The organism is Nonomuraea sp. NPDC050153, from assembly GCF_044460125.1.
In the GTDB taxonomy this organism is placed as follows: Bacteria; Actinomycetota; Actinomycetes; order Streptosporangiales; family Streptosporangiaceae; genus Nonomuraea.
The window spans coordinates 922,830-949,037 of the sequence record NZ_JBITJQ010000001.1 but is presented as its reverse complement, the minus strand read 5'-3'; the positions used below and the strand labels follow the sequence as shown (position 1 = coordinate 949,037).

Below are 26,208 nucleotides of genomic sequence, written 5' to 3'. Positions count from 1 at the left end.
ACGAACAGAGTCTGAGGCGATCACGCCGACCGCGGTGGGACCTTGATCGGCGTGTCCCAACGAAACGGGGCAAACCCAAGATGATGCGGCACTAGAAGATCATCAGGAGTCCGTTGCAGGAGAAGTCTGTCATCCGCCAGACGCTGGCTTCGACGCCGCCGACTTCCTGTCCGACCTGGCCGTCACCGGGGCGCAGTTCCTGGTGCGCTCCTCGGCCCGCCGCTGCCCCCTCATCCTGCAGCGCCTGCCCGATAGCTCTTACCTGGCCAAAATCGGCTACGGCATCGTCAAGACGCCTGTCTTGGTTCGTGTTATCGAGGCGCGGATCACCGTCACTCTGGCCGATGGCACCGCCCGGACCGAGCAGTGGCGGCTGGTCACCAGCCTGCTCGACCACCGCCGCTACCCGGCCCGCGAATTGGTGGCGGTCTATCACGAGCGGTGGCAGGCCGAGACCACCTACTTTTCGATCAAGGCAACCATGCTGGACGGCCGCGTCCTGCGTTCCCGCACCATCCCCGGCATCGAGCAGGAGGTCTACGCCCTGCTGACGGTCTACCAGGCGTTGATCCGCGCCGCCGCCGACGCCGCGGTCATGCGGCCGGGCCTGGACATGGACCGGATCAGTTTCACTGTCCTGCTCCAGGCCGCCGCCACCACGGTGACCACCGCGACCGGGATCTTCCCGGCCGGCCCCGTCGACCTCCTGGGCACCATCGGCCAAGCCATCCTGGACGCCCTCCTGCCCGCCCGGCGTCGTCCCCGCATCAAGTCTCGCTCCCGCAAGAACCCGACCAGCACGTACGGCCCGAACGCTGGACAACACCCCACGACCACGCAGACCTACAGCTTTCACACCGAGGTCACGATCTTCGAGAAAGGACTTGCCTCACGCCCGCGACGCTAAACGCAACGGTGTTGCTGAATGCATACGTCGACCCTCACATGGAGTGCGGTTGCGAGGGTGTCCAGTTCGGTCGTAACAACCCGAGAATGGACATCCTCGCCCTATCTCCGCAGCTATGCCTTGGACTCATCCATCTAACGCGGGAGAACCAGGCAGCCCCGCCTCAATGAGTCACGGGGCGGAGAGCGGGAAGACCCGGCCGACGGTACGGAACCAATCGTCGTCGAGGAAGCGTCCGGTCATCCGTCCAACGAGGATGAGGTAGGCGTTGGCCGACACTTCGTCGCCCTGGCCCTCGTCGCTGTCGGGGAACAGCCCGTGCGCGTAGGGTTCGAAGACGGACCCCGGCGGGACCAGCCAGCCCTCGAGTTCTTCCGAGTCCCGTACGCCGTTGGAGTAGCTGAGGGGGTAGACCCCGTCGATCTCCCACGACCAGCTCACCTCGAGCATGCGGCATCCGCCCTCGATGAGCCGGGCGTCCCCCTCGTTGAGGGCGCTGAGGCCGACCACGGCCGACCAGCCGGGGGCGTGCGGTCCGATCCAAACGGCGTCGTCGCCGTTGAAGGGCAGGGTTCCGTCCAACGTCTGTGTCTCCTCCTGCTCCAGAGACGTCTCCCGGGCGGAACGCTGGTCGAGCCGGAGGAGGTCGGCGATCTCGCCGAGGTCCCCGTTCTCGATCCACAATCCGGCGAACGTCTCGCCGAAGCCATGGGCTGCCAGGAGGCCGTGCTGGTCGGCCGCGGGGAAAGATTGCCGTAAATCGTTCATACCAGCTATTTCTTGTTCGGATGAATAAGGGTCGGTAAGCGTGGTGCCGGGCTGCCGGCCCGGCACCACGCAGACTATCTTGACGTCAAGGCGCTACGGCACGATGTTCACCCAGAAAGGATTCTCCGCGCCTACGCGATAGCGGGCATAGAAATTCAGGAGCGCCTGCCCGTGACTGCCCCTTCCGGTGTTGTGCCTGGCGCTGAGCGCCAGGAGGGAGTAGTTCCCGTTGGCCGACGCCGCGCCCTGCCGCGTCGAGGCGAAGGGATATTCGTCGCAGTGGATTTTCCTGTCCGGGTCCAGCTGCGACGCGATCGGATCCACATAGCGCTCTGGATAGTAGTACCTGCAGTAGTTCGTGTACCGGGTCCCGTTCACGGTGAAACCGAAACGCGGACTGAAAACCCTCCTGTTCGTGGTGGACGTTCCTGCGGGGCCGCGGACCAGGGGGTCACCCGGCTCCACCTCGTCCTTGTCCGTACCTTCCGGGGCGTTCCAGTTCCCGGGGATGGTCTTGGTCTTCTCGTTGCCGAACAGTCCCTTGACCGGCGGGACCTGGGTCTCCGTGGTGCGCAGCGGCGGTACGGTGCGGCGGTTGTCATCCGGCCTGCCGTCCTGCTTGAGCGCGTCCTCGATGTGCTTGATGACCTGCAGGAAGCTGGAGTCCTTCGTCCGGGACATCGTGAAGAGGCGGTTGGCCGCCGGGTTGATGCACCCGCCCGTGTGCGGCTCGTTCGCCGAGAACTTGATCGAGTCGCAGCGTACGCTCGGCACGAAGGTATCGTCCGATCCGGTGCCGAAGCCACCCCGCAGCACGCCGGTCTTCTGTCCTCGTTCGCCCACCACCCAGTCGGTCCAGAATCCCATACGGGTGTCCAGGTCGCCGATCTTGGTGATCATAGGCGCGTACTTGCAGGTGCCTTCGCGGGCCGTGTCGACCTTGACGAGGAAGTCGGTGTTGCCGGCCTGGCGCCAGGCGGCCACGGTCTTCTCCTGGGCGGAGCCTTCCTGGATCCGGCAGGTCGCTCCTTCACCGGCGGCGAGGGTCAGATCCAGCTTGAAGGTGATCTTCTCGGCTTCCGCCCGGTGCTCCGAACCGTCCCCTCCTCTGATGTTGAAGTCTTCCAGCCGGGTGAACACCTTGAAGTTCTGCGGCAGCAGGGTGCTCCCTGCGGCTGCTCCTTCCACACCTCTGCCCGTCGAGTTGCCCAAGTAGCTGTGCATGACGTACGTGGCGTGGAACTCCAGGGCGAGCTCATCAGTGGTGAGATCCTCGATCGCGTCGATGGCCGCACCGATCCAGCCGGTCTTCTTGACCTTGCGCTTCCACTTGAGCTTTTCCTTGTCCCAGATGAAGTCCTGGATGAGGATCTGCGCCGACCAGCAGGAGGTGTACGGGCGTTCCTGGATGCGCGCGTAGTACTCCTCGCCGAGGGAGTCGGTGTCGCGGCAGTTCTCCACGCTGAGGTGCTGCGGGTTGAAGGGAGCGGTCGCAGGCGGCGGGTCGTCACTGGCGGCGGTCACCTTCGCCTTGCTGCGGCTCTGGCCCTTCGGCAGGTAGTGCGAGGCGGGGCCGTGCTCCCTGGCCTTCTTCGCCGAGCCACCGCCGCGGGCCGCGGTCAAGTCGCCGGCCGGGATCAGCGTCACCTCGTCGAAGTAGATCGTGGCCGCGCCGTCGACGTAGATGACGGCGTAGGCGGCTCCCACCGGCGCTGTGGCCGGGCCGGAGACCTGTTGCCACTGCCCGAGGGTCTCCTCGATGGGGAAGTTGTCGGATGACAGGAGATTGAAGCCCACGTCGTACCACTCGATGCCGAAGTTGAACCCCTCGACGGAGCTCGCGGCCGGATAGAACCAGCCCGACAGGCCGTAATCGGTGCCCTCGGAGATCTCGAACGTCTCCGCGGCCGCCCCCCCGGTGCCTGCCAGCGGGGCGAACTTGGCCGAGGCGGTGCCTTCGTGCGCCTGCTCTGTCGATCGGGTGAGTTCGTCCTCCTCGAAGTAGGCGTACCACGGGTCGATCTCCGACTCGAAGTACGGGTTCGGGTTCACCGGTTCCGCCGCCGCCGGGATCGTGATGAACGACCACGCATGCGCGGCCTGCGCGTTCCCGGCGGCGTCGGTGCCGCCGCCCGCGGTCGCCGTGTAGGCCGTACCCGCCTCAAGAGGCGCGGACGGGGTGAAGACGGCCACGTCGGCCTCGGCCATCGAGACAGTCCCCGGCACGGGGGTGCCCCCGGCCTCGCTGAGCGTGATCTGGACGCCGGTCACCGGTTCGCTGTAGGCGACGCGCACCTGCGCGCTGAGCGCCACGTCCGCGGCCCCGCTTCCAGGTGTCGTCTCCGTCACCGCCGGCGGTGTCGTGTCCGGGGGAACGGTGGACATCGTGGTGAAGGACCAGGAGTGAGCCGTCATGACGTTGCCCGCGTCGTCGGCCGCACCGCTGATCTCGGCGGTGTACCGGATGCCCGGTGGCAAGGTGGCGGACGGCGTGAAGGTGACCGTGGTACGGGATTGATCGACCGTGACAGCGCCGCCGACCGCCGTCCCCGCGGCGTCCTCAAGGCTCAGCACCGGGTCGTTGACCGGCTCACAGAACGTCACCGATACCGGGCTGCCGCCGCTGACGCCGGTCGCCTCCGGAAGCGGAGTGAGGGCCCGGATGGCGGGGGCCGTCGTGTCGGGGTCCTGGGCGGGTGGGCAGTCCGACACCGTGGTGAAGGTCCACGAGTAGTCACCCACCACGTTGTCCCAGATGTCCTGGGCACCGGTGATCGTCGCGGTGTACCGGGTACCGCCGGCGAGCGGTGCGGAAGGAGTGAAGGTGACCTTCGTTCCGGACGCGTCCGCATCGATCGTGCCGGAGACGGCGGTCCCGTCCGCGGCTTGGAGGGTCACCGAGGCGCCGATCACCTCCTCCGAGAAGGTAGCCGACACCTTGGCGTCCACCGGGACGCCGGAGGCACCGGGCGACGGTGAGACCGAGACAACGGTAGGGGCGGTGTCGTCGGCCTCGTCCTCGCCGCCGCCGGTCCCGCTGGTGTCCAGCAGGTCGGTGCCGACCTCGGACGCGAACCAGCGCTGCCCCTGCATGGCCGCCGTCATGGTCTCAATCGAGTGGTACAGCTCGCCGCTGCCCGAGCAGCCTGCCAGGGTGCTGCTGTAGCCGCCGGGGGCGACGACCGCGTTGGTGCCCGTACTGGAGGGCTGGTTGGCCCACGTCAAGGTGGAGTAGTCATAGGACTTGGTGAGCCGGCGCGCGACGATCCCCACGCCCACCGTGGTGCCGCACCCGCTGGCGTGGTAGTTCCACAGCCGCAAATCGGCGTCCACGATCGTGGCGTAGTCCAGGTCGGTGCCGTTGATCATGTAGCGCAGGTAGGTGCGCCACAGTTCTCCGTCGGCCGACTTCCCCGCCCGGAGCCACGTGAACAGCGTCGCCGAGTTGGGGTACTGCACGCTGGAGACGAAGGTGTCGGAGGAGTCCCCCGCGCCGATCCACTCACCGCTCATCGGCACGACGACCGGGTAGGTCACCGACGGATCGGCCAGGAAGGCCGCGTCGGGGGTCAGCACCAGTTCGGACCTGCCGGCGGAATCGGTGGCCACCGAGGTGTCCACGTTGCCGGTCCTGCCCTGTCCTGGCGCCTCCACGGCTTTGGCATCGACCGCGCGCGTGATCAGTGGGGCGGTCTCCGCGGTGCCCTGCGCCGACCTGAGCTGCGGCCGGCCGTCGGCGGCCCTGCCGTACGTCTTGCCCTTGGGCAAGACGACGGGCAGGGTGACCTTGATCGGTTCCTGGGGGCGGCTGCGCAGCACCACGTCCTGGGTGAACCCGTTCGGGCGGACGGTGAGTACCACGTCGGCGCCCTTGGCCACCGCGTCCGGATACGTGATCGTGTTGCCGTCCACCGTGGGCTTGGGCAGCTTGCGATCCCAGCCGACGGTGACGGTGCCGTCCTTGTCGTCGGCGGTGACCAGGATGGTGGCGCCCTCGCCGCCGAAGGTCAGCGGGGTCTTGACCAGCTTGGCCGCCAGCGTGCCGTCGTCCTTGGCCACGATCGAGGTGTCGACCGGCTGCCAGGTCTTCTCGCCGCCTTTTCCGGCGACCCGCAATTGCACCGGCTCAGTACTGAGTTCGGCGTGCAGCGTCTTGCCGTCGGCATTGGCCCACACCTTCATGGACTCGGTGTAGCGTGAGGGAAGAGGTACGCGTTTACCGGTTTTGGCCGCCTTTACCTTGGCGGCGTCGAGCACCTTGTCCACTTGGCCGACCGGGTCTCGGTCTAAGGGAGCCTTCGCGCTGGATGTTTGGTGCGCGATGGCGGGCGGTGAGGGCGGGCCCTGGGCGCCTGCGGGCGCCTCCATGAGCGAGACCGGTAACACTGGAGCGCACCGCCGCGGTCGCGTCGGCCGGGCGCGACGGCGCGCTACCGCAGCGAGGGTCGCGCGAACGCGATCATGGGGACGGCCGGGGAGTTCCTGTCGTGGTGCTGCCTGCAGTTCGAACCGGTAGACCACCGACTCCCGCCGTTGGAAGCCGACACGCTCATACAGTCGGTTGGCAGCCTGGCGTGGCGCCTGAACCCCGGGATCAGAAAGGACTAAACGCCCCCTTATACCTCTTCGAAGAGCCAGACTTGGCTGTTTCCCTTGCGTTCCCGCAACAGGACTATTGTGTCGTCGTCACGAGAAGAATCTTTTACGTCGACATGCAAATCGACGTCGTTTTCGATTTGCAAACGGTACCCTCCTTCGTCGTCGGAGATATGCCACAGGACTTGCTCCTCCGCAGTGCGAAGTGCGCTTCCCAGATCTGCACCGTGGCCACAAAGGTAGCGGCCAGACTGGATGTTCCGAAGCCACCACCGACGGCCGGGGCCATCCCGATTCACCTCCCACTTCTGATTATCGCCGCCATTGGGCCCCCATGCTCTGACCCAATTGTTGCCTTGGTTCTCATCCAGGCACATGCCGGTGTTCACGTTCACCAGCACGTAGATACCCCCTGCATGAGGCATGTCGATGTCCTTTCCGAACCACAGGTCGAGGCGAGACAGCCGAGCAGAATCGGCCGCAAACCCACCATGCCAGAGACATGTTGATCAAGCTAGGGTCTGGCCGCCATCACCGAGGCGGCCTGGCTACCGCATCGCTTCCGGCCAGGTCGGCCAGGTGGAGACGGTGGTGGACGCCGACCAAACCTTACCCACCGAAGATCAGCGAGCGCATCCAGCACACGGACGCCGGAACCTAGCGGGCGGGAACTCCTCAATTGATCAGGACCTTCATCAAATGGTCGGCGATCAATTGAGTTCAGAGAAGCCACCGCCATGGCCACCGCGGCCGTCGACCTCCCGCTGCTGCTCTACCGGTTCCGCACCGCCCCCACCGGCGGGATGAGCGTCGGCACCGTGCTGAACAAGCTGGCCGAGACCGGGCTCCTTACCGCGACTGGCCGTAGCGATGATTACAGAGAGCTACTTTGGGGCTGGTCGCATGGACCCGAGTGGGGGCCACCCGGGGCGCGGTCTGGAGTGCGTTTCGTAGCAGGTTACTTGTAGTACTGCACCCAGTACTCGACGGTGTGCTTCTTGTTGAGGTTGAAGGACGCCCAGTACATCGAGTGCCCGGCGTTGCTGATGCGGACGATGCCGTACTTGCCGTTGCAGGTCCACTTGCCGGACTTGGCGACCTTCTCGCCGCCGCCGTAGCGGCGCAGGAACCAGAGCTTGACCTCTATCTGCGAGTCGTTGCCCCAGCACCGGGCCTTGACCTGCATCACGCGGACGCCCGAGAGCCGCTGCCAGGTCGCGGTCGTGAAATATCCCTTGCTTGGGCCCAACGACTCGTGCCGTTGGGTCTGCCATCTGGCCATTGCCGCCGCGCTCGCGCGGATCGAGACCTCGCTGTGCGCGGCCGGGGCCGCGACGGCCGGCGCGGCCGTCGCCAGGGCCAAACCGGAGGCGGTGGTGGCGAGGGCGAGGGCGATGTTGGTGAGACGCATGGGTGCCTGCCTTTCCGTTTCCAGGGACTTTGTCGGTCTGTTCTCGAATGGGAAGGTAGGAGCGGGCGTGTTGAGCATGCGTTGAGTGTGTGTTGAACGCCCCCGAAGGCCCTCCGCTCGATCGGCCTGTGTTCCACCCGCTCACCAGGCAGGACGCGCGCTGCCCGCTCGGCGGAGACCACCTGCCGCCGCCGACCCGCCACCCGAGCCCCCGAACGATGAACCCGCCGGTGGCCGCAGGTCACCCCGCGCGTGACAGCAGCCGACCATCTCGTACGCCACGAGCGATCCGACTCACCGGACGGCGACCAGGCCCGCCCCGTTCATACCGCCTGCCGCCATGGTCGTGCAGCCCAGCACAGCGAACCCCGGACCGCCCTTCAAGGCTCGCTTGAGCCCTGTACGTCACTGGGCCGTGCGACTCGCTCGGGTCCCGGCGGCGAGTCTCCACTCTGCCGGTGATGCGGATGGACATCGTCACCGCCGCCGGTCACGCCGCTCGGGCGATCCGCCGGTCAGCCTGGGCTGATCGGATCGCCCACCCTGATCAGGCCCGTTTCGCGGGGTACGAGGCGGATGCCGAACCAGGTCCTGCCGTCCCACTTGCGGTGCCGGGCCAGTGTCCGCAGCGGCTCCTTACCCTTTTCCTGGGTCTCCGGATCGATGGTCGTCACCGCGCAGCGGTCGCAGATCTCCGAGACCCGGAAGGGCACGGCGCCGATCCGCACCTCCCGCCACCGGTCCTCCGCGAACGCCTCCGCGCCGTCGATGATCACACTGGGGCGGAACCGTACCCGTGACAACCGCCCGGGCGGGTCCTCTCCGCACCTGGCCGCCTCCTCGGCCAGCCATCCGTCCAGGGCGAGCGCGGACGACTCCGAGATGAGCAGGAGCGGCGCGTCCCACGCGAAGCTCACCACCTCGCCCGGCAGCCCGCCGTGCGCCGGATCGATCGACCTCCGGCCGGGGTCGTCCAGCCACACCAGCCTGGCCGGGCGTTCCAGCAACGCGCTGAACCAGGCGTGCGCGGCGTCGTCGGCGAGCACCGCCTTGTCCAGGCCGGAGAAGCCGACCGGCGTGGCCGCGCCCGCGGCGGGCGGCACGGTCAGGGGCTCCATCCCGCGTGCGGCGAGCCGCAGGCCGCCCTCGGCGGTGGCGTGCGCGGCGACGGACGCCAGCCGTGGGAACTCGCCCAGCCACAGGTTGTCGCCGCGCTCGTCGACGACCGCCCACCGCCGGTCCCCGTCCAGGCCCCAGGGGTGAACGATCGCCTCGGACAACGAGCAACCCTTGCCCGATTTGAGCGGATAAATCAGGATTTGATCAAGGATCACGGACCCTAGCTTATCCGGTTCAGTAACTGGCGCCATGGGGCAAACCCCCCTAATCCGGAGGCGGTCGTGCCCATGAGCCTGGGATCCGTGGCGGCCAGGCGTTCCGGGTGCCGGGGTCGCTACCGGCGGCGGTCCAGGAGCCGATGGTGGGGGCGTGGCCGGGCCGGGCCGGGGCGTGCGCGGCGGGCCGGGGCGTAGCGCTCCGCCTCGTCCAGCGCGATCACGCCCTCAGCCGGCTTCGCGGTCCTGCCCTCGGTGACGAGGTCGCGCATTTCCCGCCAGGCGGGTAAGCGGGTCTCTTGTGTCATGGGCGGGTGATTAGAGATCATCACCGACAAAGCAGCCGGTGCCGTTCCGGCCGTCCACAAGATCGAGTCGTGTTACAAAGGGCCGCGTGATTGACGACGTACTCCGTTCCATGGCCGAGAAGATCTCGGCCGCGGCGCCGCCGAAGTGGCGCAGGGCCGAATTGCGGGGGTTCGCGACCAGCGGCGGCGGGTCCGGCCACAGCGGCCTGACGTACGAGCCCGGCGCGGGCGACGGCGACGTCGACCTGCACGCCGAGCTGAGCGCCGTGCACGCGCTGGCCGCCCCGACCGGCGATCACCTGACCGTCGAGCTGGTCGTCGAGGCCAAGGGGCGGTTCGAGGGAGTGGTCAGCGAGTCGCTGGAGCGCGCCCCCGGCGGCGGCTTCCTGTACGTGCTCGACCGGCACGCGCTGCCGGCCGAGCCGGCGGCGTTCCAGCAGGGCCCGGCGGAGGCCACGCCGGCGGGGGACCCGCGGGAGGCGGTCGCCCTGCTCGGCGCCTACTTACGCGAGCGGGACCGGATCCTGGGACGCGACACCTACGCGCCGCCGCCCGCGCTCCCCGAGGCCCGCCGGGCCGAGCTCGCGATGGGGCTCCCCGACGACCTGTCCGCCCTGTACGCGCACATCGACGGCGACGGCGGCGAGGGGCTGCTGGACCGGCACCCCTGGTTCGGCCTCGAACTGCTGGTGAACCAGAGCCGCCCGGAGAACCGCTGGTGGGCCGCGGGACGCGCCTGGCGGCACCACCTGCTCAGCCCGCTGATCACCAGCACCGGCCCGCGGCTGGCGGTGCGCCGGGCGTCGGACCACCCGGGCTGGATCCCGTTCGCCACCAGCGCCGGCGGCGACTTCCTGGCCGTGGACCTCGCGCCGGGCCCCGGCGGGCGGCCCGGCCAGGTCATCCGCCTGGGCACGCATCACGACGACGGCCCGGTCTACGTCGCCGACTCGGTGACCGCCCTGCTGCGGCGGCACGTCGCCGCGCTGCGGGCGGGCGCGTACCGGATCGAGCACGGCGAGCTGTGGATCGACGTCGAGCAGCCGGCGGAGGAGCCCCGCACGCTGACGATCACCGGCCCCGACGCGGCCACCATGCGCGGCATGCGCCCGGGGATCGAACGCCTGACGGTGCTCAACGCGCCCTTGGCCGACTTCCGGCCCCTGCGCGGGACGCCGACGCTGTGGCAGCTCACCGTGGAGAACGTGCCGGGCGCGGACCTGGCCCCGCTGCGCGAGACGCCGGTGGAGCTGCTCGACCTGGCCATGGACACGATCAACCTGTGGCCGCTGGCGGGCCACGCCGCGCTGCGCCTGCTGACGCTGCGCACGGGGGACCCCGTGGACCTGGGGCCGCTGCTGTCGTGCCCGCGCCTGTACGGGCTGGATCTGTCCCAGGCCGCCGTCGCCGACCTCGGCGTGCTCGCCGAGCTGAAGAACCTGCTCTACCTGCGACTGCGCCGCGCGCAGTGGGAGGAGCTCTGGGAACGGTCCGGCCACCCGGCGGGGCTGGCGGCGGCCGGGCTGGCCGACGAGCCGCGCCGGGAGAGGGCCTGGTGGTGGTCGGTCGACAGGTCCTACCACGCCCCGGAGCCGTCGCTGAGGACGGCGGTCAAGTGGGCGGCCGACCTGGCCGGCAGGTCGGCGGACGTGCGGACCTTCACGGGCCGGTTCACCCGCGGCGGGTCAGCCTCTCGTTGAGATCAGCTCCAGGGCGCGCTGGTACTGCTCGGTCGACGGCTGCCGGGTCCAGGTCATGCCGGCCAGGTTGTCCGAGAGCATGCGCGCCATGACCATGGACATGACGTCGGACGGCTGCGCGTGCGGCATCTGCGGGCGCATCGACCGATATTCGGTGAGCACCCGGCCGTAGTCGTACATCAGCGTGTTCGTGAAGCGGCTGCGTTCGGCGTCGGCGCTCTCCAGACCGGCTGCGAACTCGGGCTCCGGCTCCTCGATCACGGCCTTGTAGGCGTCGAGCCGGTTGCGGATCTCGCCGGGGGCGGCGTGGCTGTGGGCGTCGTCGTACATGCGCGCCACGTGCCGCGGCAGCTCCACGAGCACGGTGAGCAGGCCGTAGCCGCCGTCCTCGTCGCCGTAGCCGCCGACGCCGCCGTCCACGCCCTGGGCGTGCGTGGCGCTCATCATGGCGCTGGTGAAGTCGTGCTTGTCCATGCCGTCGACCGGCACGGCCATCCAGTCGTCGTCGAGATGCAGGACGCCGCCGCTCTCGCTCTGCGCGGCGCGGTCGAGCAGGTGGCGCACGGCGGCCGCCGGGTTCGTGAGGGCCTGCGGGCCGAGCGCGGCGAACTGCTCGGTGAGCAGGAACAGCGAGATCGTCATGGACGGGTCGTAGACGCGCAGCACGCCGGCCTCGCGGTGCAGGAAGACCGTGCGCTCCTCGTTGTACGCCTCGAGCCCGGCCATGAAGGCCCGCTCCTGCTCGTCGTCGAGGACGAGCTCCCAGGCCCACTTGCGTTCGACGTGGAACTTGTAGAAGTCCTCACCTCTGAGCGGATCCCGGAACTTCCACCACAGAGCCACGCCGACGACCAGGACGACGATCACGCCCAATGCGATCCACATAGGGGTCCGTCTCTCTTTCGCTCGGGTTTACGGATAGAAAACCCGAATGTAGCGATGAAGATCCGTTGATCTCCCGGAAACAACCGGAACAGAATGACATGATCACGTTCGGTAGCTCCGCCTAGAAAACGTTGCCTGAAGCGGCTCGCGGCCAACCCGCCTCCCGTCTCACCGATCCCCATGGTGGCCCTGATGGTCTCGATGGCGTCACTGGCGCTCAGGGGTCACCCTGGGCAGCCGCAAGCAGCGTCCGTCCTGCTGGAAAACGTTGTCTATACTCCAGCATCATGGCCAGGAGAGGCGAGAATCGCCAGAACACGATCCGGGACGTCGCGGCACGCGCGGGCGTGTCGGTCTCCACGGTGTCCCGGGTGATGGCCGGAGACTACCCGGTGGCCCAGACCACCAAGCAGCGGGTGCAGCGGGCGATCAAGGAGCTCAACTACGTCGCCAACACCCACGCCCGCGCGCTGGTGGCGGGCGGCACCCAGACGGTGGCGTTCATCGTCAACGACGTGCGCGGGCCCGCCTTCGCCGCCGCCGTGCACGGGGCCGAGCAGGAGGCCGCGCGCCGCGGCCGGCTGTGCCTGGTGTGCGCCACCGAGGGCGATCCCGCGCGGGAGCTGGCCGCCGTCCACCTGATGCGCGAGCAGCGCGCGTCGGCGGTGATCCTGATCGGCGGGGCGATCGACGACGACGCCTACCGGGCGCGCATGGCCCAGATCGCGCACTCGCTCGACGCGGCCGGATCACGGCTGGTCCTGTGCGGGCGGCCGCCGCTCGGTGACGGCATCCCCGCCACGGTCGTCGAGTACGACAACGAGCCGGGCGCCTACGCGGCCACCGGCCACCTGCTGTCGCGGGGGCACCGGCGGATCCTCTTCCTCGGCGGGGAGCCGGCGTTCACCACGACCGCGGGCCGGCTCTCGGGATACCGGCGGGCACTGGAGGACCACGGCGTGCCCGTCGATCCCGAGCTGATCGTGACGCAGCTGGAGTTCACCCGGGCGTCCGGTCACGAGCACACGCGCCGGCTGCTGAGCTCGGGGCCGCCGTTCACCGCGATCTTCGCCGAGACGGACGTCGTGGCGGGCGGCGCGATGGCCGCGATCTTCGAGGCGGGGCTGAGCGTGCCCGAGGACATCTCGCTCGTGGGCTACGACGACATACCGCTGGCGACGGATCTGCGGCCGCAGCTCACGACCGTACGCGTGCCGTACGAGGAGCTGGGCCGCAGTGCCGTGCGCCTGGCGTTGGAGCTGCGGGAGGGGCGGGCGAGCAGCGGCTCTGAGCAGCACGCCGTGTTCGGCACCCACGTGGTGGTGCGCAAGTCCGTTTCGCCGCCCGCCCGCGACGGGGTCAGGCCCAGGCCGTGACCGCGGTGAAGGAGCTGTCGTCGCGGAACCCGGCCGTCCCGTCGTAGGCGTCCACCCAGAGCTCGAAGCCGCGGTGCCGCAGGAAGCGGCCGGGGTAGTTACCCGATTCGAGCCGCACCGAGCCGCTCGCGGTGCCCGGGACGGCGTAGAAGGTGGCGTCGGCCCTGAACAGGGCCGTGCCGTCGTCGGCGCCCAGGCGCGCCCGCCATCCGGAGTGGCGCAGGTACCGGCCGTCGGCGGCGCGCAGGGAGTAGCCGTTCGGCGCCGCGAGCCCCGCCACGATCGTGAAGGTGGCGTCCTGGCGGGTCTGGGCGTCGCTGGAGGCGCTCACCTCGTGCAGGTAGCCGAGGTCGTTCTGGTGCCTGACGAAGCGGGCGGGGTAGTTGACCGAGCGCAGCGACCTGGTCGTCCCCGTCGGTAAGGAGGCGCTGCCGGGGGTCCTGGCGTGCGTGAGCGTGCCGAACCCGAGCTGGTCGAAGCCGCCGCTGTTGGGCCCGTAGTCCCCGCCGCCGCCCTCCGGCCGCACCTTGGCGACGAACGCGGCCGAGTACGGCATGGCCAGGCCGCGCCTGACCGCGTAGTGGTGGTAGACGGTCTCCCAGACGGGCCGCAGCTCGCCGCGGCTCGCCGTGGAGATCGCGGTGTGCGTCTGCTGGGCGCAGTTCTGGCCGGTGCCCCAGGTGTAGGCGGTGAACGGGACGTCCTCGCCGAGGTTGTACCTGGCGATGTACTCACACGCCTTGGCGAACCGGTTGTCGTCGTAGCCGTACAGGTCGATGCCCTGGTTCCAGGCCATCTCGCAGAAGGCGCCCATCTGGCCGACGCCCATCATGGTGTGGCCCTGGTCGCGGCCGCTCTCCTGCCACTGCGCGAGCCCGCCGCTGTGCAGGAACGGGATGGCGTGCGTGATCGAGCCGTTGCCCGCGCCCGACTTGAAGTACGTGACGGCCCGGTCGATGAGGTCCTGGCGGTCGCAGAGCACGCCGATGGCCAGGATCGAGTTCATGGTGCACAGATCCCAGTTGGCCCAGTAGTTGGTGATGCAGGCGTCGTTGTGGTTGGTGAGGAAGTTCTCGTTGAGCGGGTGGAAGACGTTGAGCATCATCCGCTGGAAGCGGGCCAGGTCGAAGCCGCCGTAACCGCGCATGATCTCGGCGACGTTGGCGAACTGGTAGCCGTAGATGCCCGCGGCGAGGAACCGGTCGGCGTTGCCGGTGACCGTGGTGAGGGTGGCGGACCAGGCGTTGAGGATGTCGCGAGCCTTGTCGCCGTGCGCGGAGCTGCCGCTGACCTTCCAGCGCAGCGCGTTCTGGTAGGCGGCGTGGATGTCGTTGTAGAGGATGCCGTAGTTCTGGCCGTCGCCGCCGCGGATGATCGTCGCCTGCGGGCTGGGCGTCCAGGTGCTCTGGGAGTGGGAGTTGGCCACGAGCCGGTCCCAGCCCGCCTTCCACGGCTGGGCTCCGGCGTTGACCATGGACCGCATGCGGTCGAAGTCGGCCTGCGTGTGCAGCAGGCCGGGGTGGCTGGCCGCGGCGGCGGGTTCGGCGTGGCCCAGCAGGGCCGCGCCGGCGCCGGCGGCCAGGACGGTCTTGAGGGCGCCGCGACGGGTGACGGCGGGGATGCGTGCGGACATGACCTCTCCTTGGGGGGTGTGGGAGGGTGCGGGGGTCACAGGTTCGCGAGCGCGACGCGCAGCCGCTCGGCCGCGGCGTCGATCTGGTCCTGGCCGGTCAGGCCGGAGCGGGCGTGCTCCAGCGCGGCGGTCAGCTCGGAGGTGCGCCGGCTCGGGTCGACGGCCTCGGCCTCCTCGATGAGCAGGTCGAGCAGGGTACGGTCGTCGATTCTGGACAGGAACTCGATCTCGGCCACGTTGGTGTTGCCCGACGGGAAGGCCAGGCGCAGCCACGGGTAGGCCGCGGTCCGCCGGAGCGGGACGGAGTACCACTGCGCCGTGTTGACCCCGCTGACCGTGTGCAGGTCGGTCCAGGTCGCCCCGCCGTCGGCGGATCCCCTGAACACGGCGCCGTTGAGCCGCGTGACGTGCGTGGAGCGCGGGTGGTAGCGGATCGCGTCCGGCGCCACCGCCGCCGGCAGGCGCACGTCGATCCAGCCCGCCGCGGTGGTGGTGTCGGTGACGGTGGCCAGGTCGCCGTCGAAGGCGCGCCAGCCGTTCTCGGCCTTGGTGCCGCCGCCTCCCGGCCAGGGCTCGGTGGACGCCTCCACCATGGACGGCTCCACGCTCACCTTCCGCAGCAGCGTGCCGACCGGAACGAGCTGCTCGACGGCGGCGTAGATCCGGTCGATCAGCGCGTCCTCGTCGCCGCCCGCCTTCGCCTCGGCGATCACCCTGGTCAGCAGGTAGTAGCTGCCCTTGGTGTAGTCGGCCGCGGGCAGCTTCTCCGTCTCGGCGATCACCGTGGCGAGCGGTTCGGCCGTCGCCATCAGCAGGCCCGGCCCCGGCCGCTCGGCGCCGTCCGCGCCGATCGCCGCGACGCGGTAGAAGCGGGTGCCGTGCCGCAGCGGCTCGTCGGTGAACTCGAAGGTCAGCGCGCTCGACAGCACCGGGCGCCAGGCGGCCGCCGCGCCGTCCTTCCGGTAGACGGTGAACCGGGTGGCGGTGTCCGGCTTGCTCCAGCGCAGCGTCACCCGGTCCCTGGCCCGCTCCACCCTGGCGTACAGCGTCCCGTCGCGGTCGGGCGACACCGTGACGTGGGTGAACGTGGCCGCCGTGGCCGCCGCGACGCCGGCGTACACGCCTTCGGGGAAGGGGGTGAACAGCTCCGCCACGTACGACCACGACCGGCCGTCCTTGCTCGCCCAGGCCCGCACGATCTGGGCGTCGGCGTCCCGTACGAGCTTGACGAACGGGTATTCGGCCGCGGTGTATCCCTGGATTCCGGCGTCGATCGGGCTGCGCCGGTCGTCCTGCCAGTCGTGCCGGGAGTCGCGGGTGCGGTTGCGCAGGACGAGCCTGCCGGAGGCGTCCGCGCCGAAGTAGATGTAGCGGGCGTCGGCCCGGAGCATCACTCCACTGGCCGGGCCCCGGGCCTGCTCGATCCGCGCGCTGACGGACCCGCTGCCGGTGAGCACCTCGTTCGAGAACAGCAGGGTGTCCTGGATGTCACGCTTGTCCACGTAGTAGTCGTCGCCTTCACCGAGGCCCTCGCCGTTGCCCCCGGTGAGCTCGGCGCGCCGCTCGTCCGTCCTGACCCGGCCCGCGATCTCGCCGACGCGGTCCACCGGCGCTGCGGGCGGCTGGACGGCCTGCGAGGCCCAGCCGGAGCCCTGGCGGTTCACCCCGGTCACCGTGTACGCGCCGCCCTGCCTGCCGGCCTCGAACGTCGTGCCGCGCACCCCGGTGGCGACCACCTTGCCGTCGCGCCTGATCGTGTACGACTCGGCCCCGGCGGCGGCCTTCCACGTGAGGGTGACGCCGTCGCGGTCGCGCAGCGCCTGGACGAAGTCCACGTGGTGCGGCCTGAGCCGCTCGGCCACGGCGCCGTCCAGCCTCAGCACCATCGCCGTCTCCGGCGCCACGCTCACCGCGCCCCTGGCCACCCGCCGGCCCGAGACCAGGTCCACCGCGTCGCCGGGGACGTCCAGGGAGAACGACCGCTTGTTGCCGTAGTCGTCCCGGGTGGTGTTGAAGGCGAACACGTAGTTCCCGTAGCGGGCGGTCAGGAAGTCCGCGTACCCGGAGTAGGGGGTGTCGAACTCGTAGTTCTCCCGCCGCACGGTGCCGACGCCCGGCTGGTGGGCGGCGGGCAGGATCTCGCCGGCCAAGGCCTGCGGCAGGCCGCCGTCGCCCGTCTGCTGGTCCTCCATGAAGTCGACGTCGACGTTGTCCATCCGCAGGTTGTAGTCGCGGTAGGCGAACTGCGTGTCCGTGGCGATCTGCACGACGTTGTGGTGGTCCTTGGCCAGGACGTGCAGCCGCCCGTTGCCGGCGACGCCGCGCTGCCGCTCGAACAGCGAGCCGAAGATCCGCGTGTCGCCGTCGCGGACGGAGACGAACATGTCGTCCACGTCCGCGAACGCGAACCGCTCGTAGCGGGCCGGGTCGACGCCCAGGGCGGCCAGTTCCTGCGGCGTGTACGCGGCGAAGTCCGTCTGCGGGAGCACGGCCCCGGCCGCCGGCCGGGCGCGCAGGTAGGCGTAGGTCTCGGGCAGCCACATGTCGTACTTCCGCTTCGCCTCCACGGAGGAGAACGTGTTGAAGTACTGGTTGTCGGCGATCTGCTGCTGGACGAACCCGGCCGCCTCGTTCGCGTAGCCCCGGTACGGCTCCCACTCCGCGCCCGCGTAGCGCTCGGCGTGCTCGGACATGTGCTTGTCCAGCGTGACGTACTCCATCGTGCGGCCCTCGGTGTTGCGCAGGGCGTAGGCGGGCCAGCCCGGGTAGCTCGCGTTGCGCTCGTCGACGGCCATCTCGGCCAGGGACACCCGCTTGCCGCCGTCGTCCGTGCCGGTGTAGCGGGTGAAGCCGCGGGCGTGCAGGTTCTTCAGCGCCAGCTTGAGGATCTCGTCGTTGAGCTTCTCGTCGCCCTTGTGCCCCCAGGTGCGGAAGAAGTACTCGGGCAGGTAGTTGGTGGCCTCACCGTAGTTGGCGACGAAGGTGTTCTCCCTGGTCAGACCGGCCTTGGTGATGCCCGTGTAGTGCTCGCCGTACGGCAGGCGGCGCACCGCCCTCCCGTCCGCGCCGAGCTTGCTCCTGGCCAGGCCCTTGCCGACGATCTGGACGAAGTCGTCGGTGAAGCGGGCGGTGGTGTCGTGGTAGAAGAGCGAGTGGTAGAGGTCCAGGTCCTTGCCGTCGGGCCCCACCAGCACCTCCTCGCCGAGGAAGGGCTCGACGCCGAGCGCCTCCAGCAGGATCCGGTGGCTCCTGGCCTTGCCCTCGTAGAAGCGCGATCCGATCACCCGCAGGCCCTCGTGCGCCTCCCACGCGCCCTCGTAGGTGTACATCACCTGGTTGTAGATGTACGACAGGCGCGCCCGGGCGAAGTCGAAGTTGGCCTTCAGCACCCGCTCGTACGCCTCCCGCCGGGACAGCTCCCCGCCGTCCCAGTCGACGCCCTTGAGCGAGGTCGGCCCGTCCTGCGTGCCGGTGACGAAGGGCTCGTCGAGGAACGCCTCGAACTCCCGCGTGCCGTACGCCTCGGGGATCAGGTTCTCCACGATGTACAGCGCCTCGCCCAGCGCCCCGTAGTAGCCGCCCCAGTCGCCCTGGTGACCGCCCCTCAGCAGCAGCCGGGTGTCGGCGTAGTAGTCCTTGACGTGGTTGTCGATGGCCTTGAACAGGCGTCCCAGCGCCGCTTTCCCGAGCTCGGGCGTGTTTGCCGGCGCCCACGGCTCCACCAGCGCGGAGGCGTAGAAGCGCAGGTCGTCCTGGTAGCGGACGATCGACAGCTTGGCGCCCGGCGAGGCGTCGAGCTGCGCGCTGTACTGGTTGAACAGGTCGATCTGGCTCTTGCGGTAGCGGTCGACCATCGCCTGCTTGTCGGCGTCGCCCGGTCCTGGCGCGGGCGTGGTGTCCGGCGTGACCGCTCCCTGCTTCTCACCGGAGACGTCCAGGTACGCGGTGGTGTGCGTGTAGGCCCGGTAGTAGCCGCGCGAGTCGGCGGTCACGGGCTGGCTGAACCCGGCGTCGTACGTCCTGACCGTCATCTCCACGACCCGCCGGCCGCGCGTGTGGCCGAGCGGCAGCATGATCGTGTTGTAGTAGAACCGGCCGGGCAGCGCCTTGCTCGAACCGAGGTTGATCGCCTCGTAGTCGCCCGAGCGCCGGTAGCCGATCTGCTCGCCGTTGATGTAGGCGATCGTCTTGTAGGGCGAGGCGTCGCTCCCCCAGAACTTCAGCGTGAAGTAGTTCTGCGCGACCGGATCGACCGCGACCGTGAACCGCAGCTCACCGGCCTTGACCGTGGGCGGGGCGGTCGGCTTGGCCACTCGGGCGGGCTCCCCCAGCGCGCCTTCCACCGCCGCGGTGGAGGCCGCCTGCAGCGCGTGCGCGCTCTCCGACTCGGTGTCGCCGAACGTGACCACGTCCACGTATCCGGCGGGCAAGGGGGCGGCCGCCGCGGGGGAGGCGGTGAGAAAGGGCAGCAGCAGGATCGCGGCGAGCGGGCCGCCTAACCGGTGCCGTGTACGCATGGCGGATCGATCTCCTGATAGAAAACGTTCTCCCCGGAGATTAGGCCGAAGTGAGATGCCCGACAAGAACCAGTTACCTAGGCGTTACATGGCCAGACGACCTAGGTCGACCATTTTCCCAGCTCAGCGGCATGATTGATGACCAAGCACGAGGGAATGCGCTTTCCCCTCTTGTCGACCCGCCGGTACGCGTCTACGCTGAGCGCACTCGGATAGGCACCGTTAACTATCCTTGCTGGCTCAGAACGTCCAGAACTGGTGCGCGTTCTCCTTGGTCGCCAGCTTGACCGGGACCGCCACCGTCTTCGCGACGGGCTGGCCCTCGGCCGCCTTGATGGCGTCCTGCACCGCATGCCAGCCGATCAGCCGCGGCTGCTGGGTGACCGTGGCGGCCATGGTGCCCGCCCGCACCGCCTTGATCCCGTCGGGAGTGCCGTCGAAGCCGACGACCTTGACGTGGGTGCCCGCCTTCGGCCCCAGTGCCTGGATCGCGCCCAGCGCCATCTCGTCGTTCTCCGCGAACACCCCGGCGAGGCCGGGATGCGAGCGCAGCAGGCCCGTCATGACGGTCAGGCCCTTGGCCCGGTCGAAGTCGGCCCGCGGCGCGGCCACGACCTTGATCTTCGGGTACCCGGCGATGCCCTGGGTGAAGCCCTTGCTGCGGTCGCGGGAGGCGGAGGTGCCGGCCGTGCCGCGGAGCACGACCACGTCGCCCTTCCCGCCGAGCTGCCTGGCCAGCTCCTGCGCGCCGAACTTGCCACCGGCCACGTTGTCCGAGGCCAGCGTCTGCGTCACGGCGGTGCCGTTGATGGCGCGGTCGGCCGCGATCACCGGGATGCCGGCCAGACTGGCCGCTCTGACCTCCGGGCCGAGCGCGCGGGAGTCGACCGGGTTGATGATGACGGCCTTCACCCGCTGGGCGGTGAAGCCGTGGATCTGCGTCGCCTGCCGGGTGGCGTCGTTCTGGGCGTCGGCGACGGTCAGTTTGGCCCCGAAACGCTGCGCCGCCGCCTCGGCCCCGTCGCGGAACTGGACGAAGTAGGGGTTGGCCATCGTCGAGACCGACAGGCCGATCCGGATGTCCCCGAAGTCGTCACCGCTGGCGGGCACACCGCAGGCGGCGGCTCCCAGCGCGATACCGGCTATGACGAACGCGAGTCTTCCCATGATCTTCTTCTCGTAGGGTTCTGCCCCTGCTGCGAAAGGGCGCCGACGCGGGCGGCGGACGCGTCATCCGCCTATGACCGCCCGGCCGCCACGCTGAGGCCGGACGGCTCGAAATCGCTGGTCAGAGTGTATGTGATGGTCCTCACGTTTGCCGAACCCGAATGGTGAGCCGCGCAATCACGGCGGCGGCACGGCTCCCAGAAGGCTCAGCGGTCCCACCCGGACAGCACCAGGTCCACGAACTCCGCCGGATGCTCCACATGCAGGAAATGCCCGGCCTGCGGCCATACGACGGTGGAGGAGCCCGGATGCCCGGGCAGGCTCGCCTCCCACCGCGCGGCCTCCGGCACATTGTGCACGGCGAGCACCGGACAGGACCGTCTGGCCAGATACCGCTCCGACTCCCGGCGCACCCCGAACGCGCCGGGCACGGTGTACATCCCGGCGTAGCACTCGGCCAGCACGTGGCCGGGCGTGGCCAGCAGCTGCCCGGTGATCGGCGCGGGCAGCGGCCCGAGCTGCCGCAGCGCGGCGGCCACGCCGTCGGCGCGCAGGGCCGCCAGGCGCCCGGGGATGAGCCGTTCCTCCTCCTCGTCGGCGCCGTAGGCGGGGGCGACGACGACCAGCCCGCCGACCAGCTCCGGATGCTCGACCGCCAGCGCGGTGACCACCTGGGCGCCCATGGAGTGCCCGATGGCCAGCACCGGCTCCTCCAGGAGCGGCACCAGGTCACGGGCCAGGTCGACGGGCCGGTACCCGGTCGCCGGGACCGGGGACCGGCCGTGGCCGCGCAGGTCGGGGGCGATCACCCGGCGCCCCCCGAAGTCCAGGGCGCGCCACAGCCGGTGGTCGCCGCCCCAGCCGTGCACCAAGAGCAGGGGCCGCCCGTCGTGGCCCCAGGTCTCGACGTGCAACCTCATGGAGTGCCCGGAAAGGTGGTGCCGAGGAGGCGCCTGTGTCTCATGTGCGGTAGCCGATCCGCTCGAAACGCGCCGAGCAGCCTTCTCCCGCCAGATCCTGCACCCAGAACCCGACGAAGGCGCCGGTGAAGCCGAAGGCCCGCACGTGCCCGTCGACGAACTCGTCGGCGTGCTCGTCCGACAGGATCGTCGCGTCCAGGTCGGGCCCGTGGTTGAAGCGCACCACCGCCCCGTCGAACTCCACGCGCAGCTCGACCTCGGCTCCCGCGGGCCCGAGTACGCGCTCGGTGCGGGTCCCCTGGTCGCTGGTGGTCAGCACCAGGCCGTCGGCGGTCACGGCCAGGTAGTGCCAGTTGCGCGAGTTGTAGTAGGCGACGATGCCCGCCGCCTGATGGACGCTGTCCGGCTCGAACCGCATGACCGTTTCCAGGGAGCACTTCCGGGCCGTGACCCGGCGGGCGACCAGGCTGGGGCTGCGCAGGCCGTACGGGGACTGACCGCCCTGGACGGTGAGCCCGGCCTCGTCGGCGGCCAGCCAGTCGGGCGTGGCGGGCCGCCGCAGCGTGCTCCAGTGCGGCCCGAGCCCGCCGGGGGACGGCGAGCCGGCCCAGCCCTCGGCCGCCGGCCACGGGTGGGCGGGCAGCTCGGGCGCGGCCACCTCGACGGCGGGCACGCCGCCCGCCACGCGCGGCCAGCCGTCCTCCCAGGTCACGCGCTGGAGCGCGGTCTCGCGCCCGAGCACGCACCTGCCGTTGTGGTACGGCCGGGCCATCAGGTGGGACAGGTACCACTCCCCCGTCTGCGTCTCCACCAGGCAGCCGTGCCCCGCCTTCTGCAGCTCCAGGCTCCGGTCGTGCCGCGAGGTGAGCATGGGCCCCGCCGGGTCCTCCTCGTACGGCCCGGACATCGAACGCGAGCGCAGCACCGTGACCCCGTGCTCGTAGCCGGTGCCGCCCTCGGCCACCATCAGGTAGTACCAGCCGTCGATCTTGTAGAGGTGCGGGCCCTCGGTGACCTTGCGGTTGGGCAGGATCAGCTCGGGTTTGCCGCCGTCGAGGGGCTGCAGCTCGATCCCGGCGAACCCGTGGCCCGGCCGGGAGTCGAAGACCATGTTGAGCAGCCAGCTGCGGCCGTCCTCGTGGTAGAGGGAGGCGTCGAAGCCGCGGCCCGGCAGCCGGACCGGGTCTGACCACGGCCCCTCGATCGAGGGCGCGGTGATCAGGTAGTTGGCGATGTCCTTGTAGCCAAGGGCATAGTTATCCATCACGCCGTAAACCAGGTGGAAAAGCCCGTCGTGATAGGTCAAATCGGGCGCCCAGATGCCCCCTGAGTCGGGCACGCCGGACAGGTCGAGCAACCTGCGGTCGGCCAGGACGCCGCCGAGCGGGCGCCAGTTCACCAGGTCGCGGGAGTGGTGCACGCGGACGCCCGGATACCACTCGAAGGTCGAGGTGGCCAGGTAGTAATCGTCGCCCACCCGGAGGATCGACGGGTCGGGGTCGAATCCGGGCAGGACGGGGTTGCGGATCATTCGATCTCCACACTCTTTCCGGCAGGCAGCTCAACTTCTCGGCGCGGGCCCGAGGCACGGTGCGCCACGAAAATCCCGTTGTCCAGAATTTTCCGAACATTTGCCCAGGCCGGCCCGCCGTCCTTCAACCGCGCCGCCACCAGCGCCCGACGCAGGCTGCCGTGGGCCGAGAGGTTCTCATCACCCCTGGACAGTAGGGCTTTCCTCGCGGCCCGCGCCAGCTCGGGCGAGAGCGACGGCACCACCGTCCCGTAGCCGGGCAGGGAGTGCATCAGTCCTCCAGGAAGAGCACCACGGTGCTGAGGGGCGCGACCTCGATCGGCCTTCCGAGGCGGACGCGGCGGCCGGTCACGAGGTCACGGGCGTGGCCGGCGCCGGTGGTGTGCAGGCGGCGGGGCCGGTCTTCGGAGGTGTTCATGCCGATGAGGTAGCGGCCGTACGAGCAGCGGTAGAACTGGGCCTTCCCGACGAAGAGCTTCTCGACACCGGGGAAGTCCACCCCGAGCGCCGGGTCCGGGACGTCCGCGGGGTGCGGCCCGACCTTGAGCACCTCGCCCGCGAAGGCCTGGTGGATCTGGGGACCGGGCGGCGGGAAGCCGCCGGGCGGGATGTGGGAGGCGGCGGGGTCGTTGATGGCGAAGGAGAAGCAGACCCAGTCGGCCTCGGTCCAGGTGTCGCCGGTGGGCGTGACCTGGCACTGCTGCCTGATGGTGGCGACCCGATGGGTGTCGGGCGTGATGTGGTGGACGCGGGCCAGGTTGTTGACGGCCTGCCGGGCGCGCCAGTAGAGGGAGGCGTAGAGGATCTCCTTGCCGTTCTTGATCGCGACGACGCCGTTCTCCTCGTCGGAGAAGACGAAGGTGGGAGCGTCCCAGTCCATGGGGAACCGCGTGCCGCTCGCGGGCAACGCCTGGAAGGCGGGCCAGTCGCGCTGGACGAGACGCAGGGCGTTGAGCCCGACGCGCGGCCAGGTGTTGGTGAGCAGCAGGTCGAGGTGGCCGAAGAACTGGTTGTCGGCGATCATGCGCTGGGCGTGCCCGGCGATCGAGGGGTCGCCGAGGACGGCGGCGGCCATGGCGGGGTGGCCGTCCCAGGCCAGCCGCTGGGCGTAGACGACGTCGCCGGGGTAGTGGTCGTCGCGCCAGCCGACGGCGGCCTCCATGCGCATGGTCCGGTAGCCGTCGTTGTCGACCTCGGGGTAGCGGAAGACGGCCCGCGCGTTGATCATCTTGATCAGGTGGGCCTTCAGCTCCGGGTCCTCGACGCCGCCGAAGCGGGTGACGGCCTCGTAGAGCAGGACCAGCCAGTCGGTCACCTCGCCGTAGTTGCCGACGTACCCCAGCTCCCTGGTCAGGCCCTTCCTGGTGACCTGGTGGAAGTGCTCGCCGAGGATCTTGCCGGGCGTGCCGGACGCGTCCTCCCGGCCCAGGAACGGCTTCATGCCGACGGACTGGTGGATGTAGTCGCGGGCCTTCTCCTCGGCGAGCGGCGCCTTATCCGGATTTATCAGCATCAGGGCTCGGTTGCAGCGGTAGATGCCGAGCGCGCAGATCATCGACTGGTTGCTGTAGTGCGGCATGTGCTGCCGCCAGTACGAGATCGACTCGGCCAGCATCCTGGTGTACGCGTCCCGCCGTACCGGGAGATCGCCCTGGACCGGCGGGGTGGCCCCGTCCAGCGGCGTGACCTCGACGTCGTCGAACCAGGCGGTGCCGCCGCCCTCGACGCGGACGTCGAGCCGGAGCTCGACCGCGGCGGCCGGGGTGTCCAGCTCGGCGGTGATCTGCGTCCAGTCCCGCGTGCCGGTCGGCGCGTAGAACTTGTTGTCGGTGCCGACGATCTTCCCGGCCGCGTCGTAGAAGAGCACGTCGAGGTAGGCGCCCGGGGCCACCACGTCCTCGGTCCTGACCCAGACGCCGTAGCGGTGCCGGCCCTGGCCGATGAGGGTGCGGTTCTGGGCGGTGTTCCAGCCCGCGGCGGCGCCGGCGGCGGCGGTGACCTTGACCGAGCGCGAGCCGCCGCGCTTGACCGTGTCGTCCCAGAGCCAGGTGGCCGTGCCGGCCCAGCGGGCGGTGTTCCAGGAGGCGGGGGCCGTGCCGCCGCGCTCGAAGCCCGGGTTGGGCGCGCCCACGGGCCGCCCGCCGACCGGGCGTTCCAGCCGGTCGCCCAGGACGTCGCGGAGCAGCAGCAGCGCCAGGCCGACCTTGGCGAAGCCCTCCCACTGCTGGTCGGAGGCGGTCAGCACGGTCGGGTCGGTGAGCCACTTGGTGTAGCGGGCGTCGATGGCGGCCAGCACCTGGTCGATCGCGTCGGGGCTCCGGTAGGCGGGGCTCTCGGGCCAGAAGTAGCCCTCGGCCAGCCCCTGGAAGGCCCAGGAGTCGAGCGAGGCGGGGTTGCCGTCGATCCAGCCGCGGTGCTCGCGCAGCACCCTGGCCTTGATGTCGGCCAGCACCTCGGGGCCGGGCGCGGGCCGGACGGGCGCGTCGGGCACGGGCCCCTGGATGCCGTCGCCGGGGAAGAACGGCTCGGTGTGGGTGTAGATCCGGTAGAAGGGGCGGCTGGGCTTGTCCATCGACCGGTAGAACTCGGCCGCGTTCTGCCCGTAGCCCCAGATCCGGCCCATCGACCTGATCTCCAGCGTGACCTGCTCGCGGTCGCGGGTCATCGCCTCGGGCAGCGGCAGCGTGTGGTAGTGGAAGCGGCCCGGCGAGTGGGCGTCCTGGCTGAGGATGTCCAGCGGGTCGACCGCGCCCAGGTGGTAGTGGCCGACCTGCTCGCCCGCGCAGAAGAGCTGGAGCCGGGACTGGTCGGCCTCGCTCGCGGCCCGGTCGTCGCCCCACAGCTTGATCGTGACGTACGTGGTGCCGCGCGGCGCGCACCTGACGGTGAGGGAGATGGTGCCGCCCCAGACCCCGGCGGGCTCCCGCGGGCTGAGCACGCGGGCGGAGCGGCCGAGCGCCCCGGCCACCACCTCCGACCGGTCGGCGGTCACCGCGTGGGCGCGCTCGGAGGCCTCGTCGCCGAAGACCACCACGTCAAGGGGGGCCTCACGGCCTCTCGTGGAGGCGGCGGCCTCGCCGTTCCATAACCACGTGGCGGCGGCCAAGGCGCCGGAGGACGCCAGCACGGTCCTCCGGCTGATGGGTGACGTCACC

Annotated in this window: 16 protein-coding genes and 1 pseudogene; 3 read left to right on the top strand and 14 right to left on the bottom strand. The window is 70.0% G+C overall.

What is annotated here, in order from left to right:
- Positions 1–151: 151 nt before the first annotated feature.
- Positions 152–907 (top strand): annotated as a pseudogene (locus ACIBQ1_RS04380) (transposase); the annotation flags it as partial.
- A gap of 171 nt (positions 908–1,078) precedes the next feature.
- Here ACIBQ1_RS04380 and ACIBQ1_RS04375 read toward each other — a convergent pair.
- The 6 genes from ACIBQ1_RS04375 to ACIBQ1_RS04350 form a co-directional block, all read right to left on the bottom strand.
- Complete coding sequence (locus ACIBQ1_RS04375; protein WP_397274533.1) at positions 1,079–1,675, bottom strand: hypothetical protein; 597 nt, start codon at positions 1,673–1,675, stop codon at positions 1,079–1,081.
- A gap of 93 nt (positions 1,676–1,768) precedes the next feature.
- A complete protein-coding gene (locus ACIBQ1_RS04370; protein WP_397274532.1) occupies positions 1,769–5,857 on the bottom strand; it encodes an Ig-like domain-containing protein in 4,089 nt (1,362 codons plus the stop codon).
- A 434-nt stretch (positions 5,858–6,291) separates the two neighbouring features.
- Complete coding sequence (locus ACIBQ1_RS04365; RefSeq protein WP_397274531.1) at positions 6,292–6,696, bottom strand: RICIN domain-containing protein; 405 nt, start codon at positions 6,694–6,696, stop codon at positions 6,292–6,294.
- 533 nt (positions 6,697–7,229) lie between these two features.
- Positions 7,230–7,682, bottom strand: a complete 453-nt coding sequence (locus tag ACIBQ1_RS04360) for a hypothetical protein (protein ID WP_397274530.1) — start codon at positions 7,680–7,682, stop codon at positions 7,230–7,232.
- Between the two features lie 515 nt (positions 7,683–8,197).
- On the bottom strand, positions 8,198–9,016 hold the full coding sequence (locus ACIBQ1_RS04355) for an MOSC domain-containing protein (protein WP_397274529.1): 819 nt from the start codon (positions 9,014–9,016) through the stop codon (positions 8,198–8,200).
- A gap of 119 nt (positions 9,017–9,135) precedes the next feature.
- Entirely contained in the window at positions 9,136–9,324 is a 189-nt protein-coding gene (locus tag ACIBQ1_RS04350) for a hypothetical protein (protein WP_397274528.1), read from the bottom strand.
- Between the two features lie 86 nt (positions 9,325–9,410).
- Here ACIBQ1_RS04350 and ACIBQ1_RS04345 point away from each other — a divergent pair, with 86 nt between their 5' ends.
- The gene (locus tag ACIBQ1_RS04345; RefSeq protein ID WP_397274527.1) at positions 9,411–11,024 is read left to right on the top strand and encodes an SMI1/KNR4 family protein; all 1,614 of its coding nucleotides are present in this window, start codon (positions 9,411–9,413) and stop codon (positions 11,022–11,024) included.
- On the opposite strand, the gene ACIBQ1_RS04340 is transcribed toward ACIBQ1_RS04345, so the two are convergent.
- Complete coding sequence (locus ACIBQ1_RS04340) at positions 11,010–11,909, bottom strand: hypothetical protein (protein WP_397274526.1); 900 nt, start codon at positions 11,907–11,909, stop codon at positions 11,010–11,012. The two genes, ACIBQ1_RS04345 and ACIBQ1_RS04340, sit on opposite strands and share 15 nt — an antisense overlap.
- Positions 11,910–12,196: 287 nt before the next feature.
- On the opposite strand from ACIBQ1_RS04340, the gene ACIBQ1_RS04335 reads away from it, so the two are divergent.
- On the top strand, positions 12,197–13,285 hold the full coding sequence (locus ACIBQ1_RS04335; RefSeq protein WP_397274525.1) for a LacI family DNA-binding transcriptional regulator: 1,089 nt from the start codon (positions 12,197–12,199) through the stop codon (positions 13,283–13,285).
- On the opposite strand, the gene ACIBQ1_RS04330 is transcribed toward ACIBQ1_RS04335, so the two are convergent.
- From ACIBQ1_RS04330 to ACIBQ1_RS04300, 7 genes are all read right to left on the bottom strand, one after another.
- Positions 13,269–14,918, bottom strand: a complete 1,650-nt coding sequence (locus tag ACIBQ1_RS04330) for an AbfB domain-containing protein (protein ID WP_397274524.1) — start codon at positions 14,916–14,918, stop codon at positions 13,269–13,271. The two genes, ACIBQ1_RS04335 and ACIBQ1_RS04330, sit on opposite strands and share 17 nt — an antisense overlap.
- A gap of 35 nt (positions 14,919–14,953) precedes the next feature.
- The gene (locus ACIBQ1_RS04325; RefSeq protein ID WP_397274523.1) at positions 14,954–19,435 is read right to left on the bottom strand and encodes a hypothetical protein; all 4,482 of its coding nucleotides are present in this window, start codon (positions 19,433–19,435) and stop codon (positions 14,954–14,956) included.
- Positions 19,436–19,675: 240 nt separating this feature from the next.
- Entirely contained in the window at positions 19,676–20,602 is a 927-nt protein-coding gene (locus tag ACIBQ1_RS04320; protein WP_397274522.1) for a substrate-binding domain-containing protein, read from the bottom strand.
- Positions 20,603–20,808: 206 nt separating this feature from the next.
- Complete coding sequence (locus ACIBQ1_RS04315) at positions 20,809–21,522, bottom strand: alpha/beta fold hydrolase (protein WP_397274521.1); 714 nt, start codon at positions 21,520–21,522, stop codon at positions 20,809–20,811.
- A 40-nt stretch (positions 21,523–21,562) separates the two neighbouring features.
- A complete protein-coding gene (locus tag ACIBQ1_RS04310; protein WP_397274520.1) occupies positions 21,563–23,053 on the bottom strand; it encodes a glycoside hydrolase family 43 protein in 1,491 nt (496 codons plus the stop codon).
- Entirely contained in the window at positions 23,050–23,325 is a 276-nt protein-coding gene (locus ACIBQ1_RS04305) for a hypothetical protein (protein ID WP_397274519.1), read from the bottom strand. Before ACIBQ1_RS04305 ends, ACIBQ1_RS04310 begins: the two co-directional genes overlap by 4 nt.
- Entirely contained in the window at positions 23,325–26,207 is a 2,883-nt protein-coding gene (locus tag ACIBQ1_RS04300; RefSeq protein WP_397274518.1) for a hypothetical protein, read from the bottom strand. Before ACIBQ1_RS04300 ends, ACIBQ1_RS04305 begins: the two co-directional genes overlap by 1 nt.
- Position 26,208 lies beyond the last annotated feature (1 nt).

Coding starts and splice junctions, on each gene's coding strand:
- ACIBQ1_RS04310 (WP_397274520.1), bottom strand. CDS start 23,053: ATGATCCGCAACCCCGTCCTGCCCGGATTCGACCCCGACCCGTCGATC.
- ACIBQ1_RS04320 (WP_397274522.1), bottom strand. CDS start 20,602: ATGGGAAGACTCGCGTTCGTCATAGCCGGTATCGCGCTGGGAGCCGCC.
- ACIBQ1_RS04325 (WP_397274523.1), bottom strand. CDS start 19,435: ATGCGTACACGGCACCGGTTAGGCGGCCCGCTCGCCGCGATCCTGCTG.
- ACIBQ1_RS04330 (WP_397274524.1), bottom strand. CDS start 14,918: ATGTCCGCACGCATCCCCGCCGTCACCCGTCGCGGCGCCCTCAAGACC.
- ACIBQ1_RS04365 (WP_397274531.1), bottom strand. CDS start 6,696: ATGCCTCATGCAGGGGGTATCTACGTGCTGGTGAACGTGAACACCGGC.
- ACIBQ1_RS04375 (WP_397274533.1), bottom strand. CDS start 1,675: ATGAACGATTTACGGCAATCTTTCCCCGCGGCCGACCAGCACGGCCTC.
- ACIBQ1_RS04305 (WP_397274519.1), bottom strand. CDS start 23,325: ATGCACTCCCTGCCCGGCTACGGGACGGTGGTGCCGTCGCTCTCGCCC.
- ACIBQ1_RS04360 (WP_397274530.1), bottom strand. CDS start 7,682: ATGCGTCTCACCAACATCGCCCTCGCCCTCGCCACCACCGCCTCCGGT.
- ACIBQ1_RS04335 (WP_397274525.1), top strand. CDS start 12,197: ATGGCCAGGAGAGGCGAGAATCGCCAGAACACGATCCGGGACGTCGCG.
- ACIBQ1_RS04315 (WP_397274521.1), bottom strand. CDS start 21,522: ATGAGGTTGCACGTCGAGACCTGGGGCCACGACGGGCGGCCCCTGCTC.
- ACIBQ1_RS04340 (WP_397274526.1), bottom strand. CDS start 11,909: ATGTGGATCGCATTGGGCGTGATCGTCGTCCTGGTCGTCGGCGTGGCT.
- ACIBQ1_RS04370 (WP_397274532.1), bottom strand. CDS start 5,857: ATGAAGGTGTGGGCCAATGCCGACGGCAAGACGCTGCACGCCGAACTC.
- ACIBQ1_RS04350 (WP_397274528.1), bottom strand. CDS start 9,324: ATGACACAAGAGACCCGCTTACCCGCCTGGCGGGAAATGCGCGACCTC.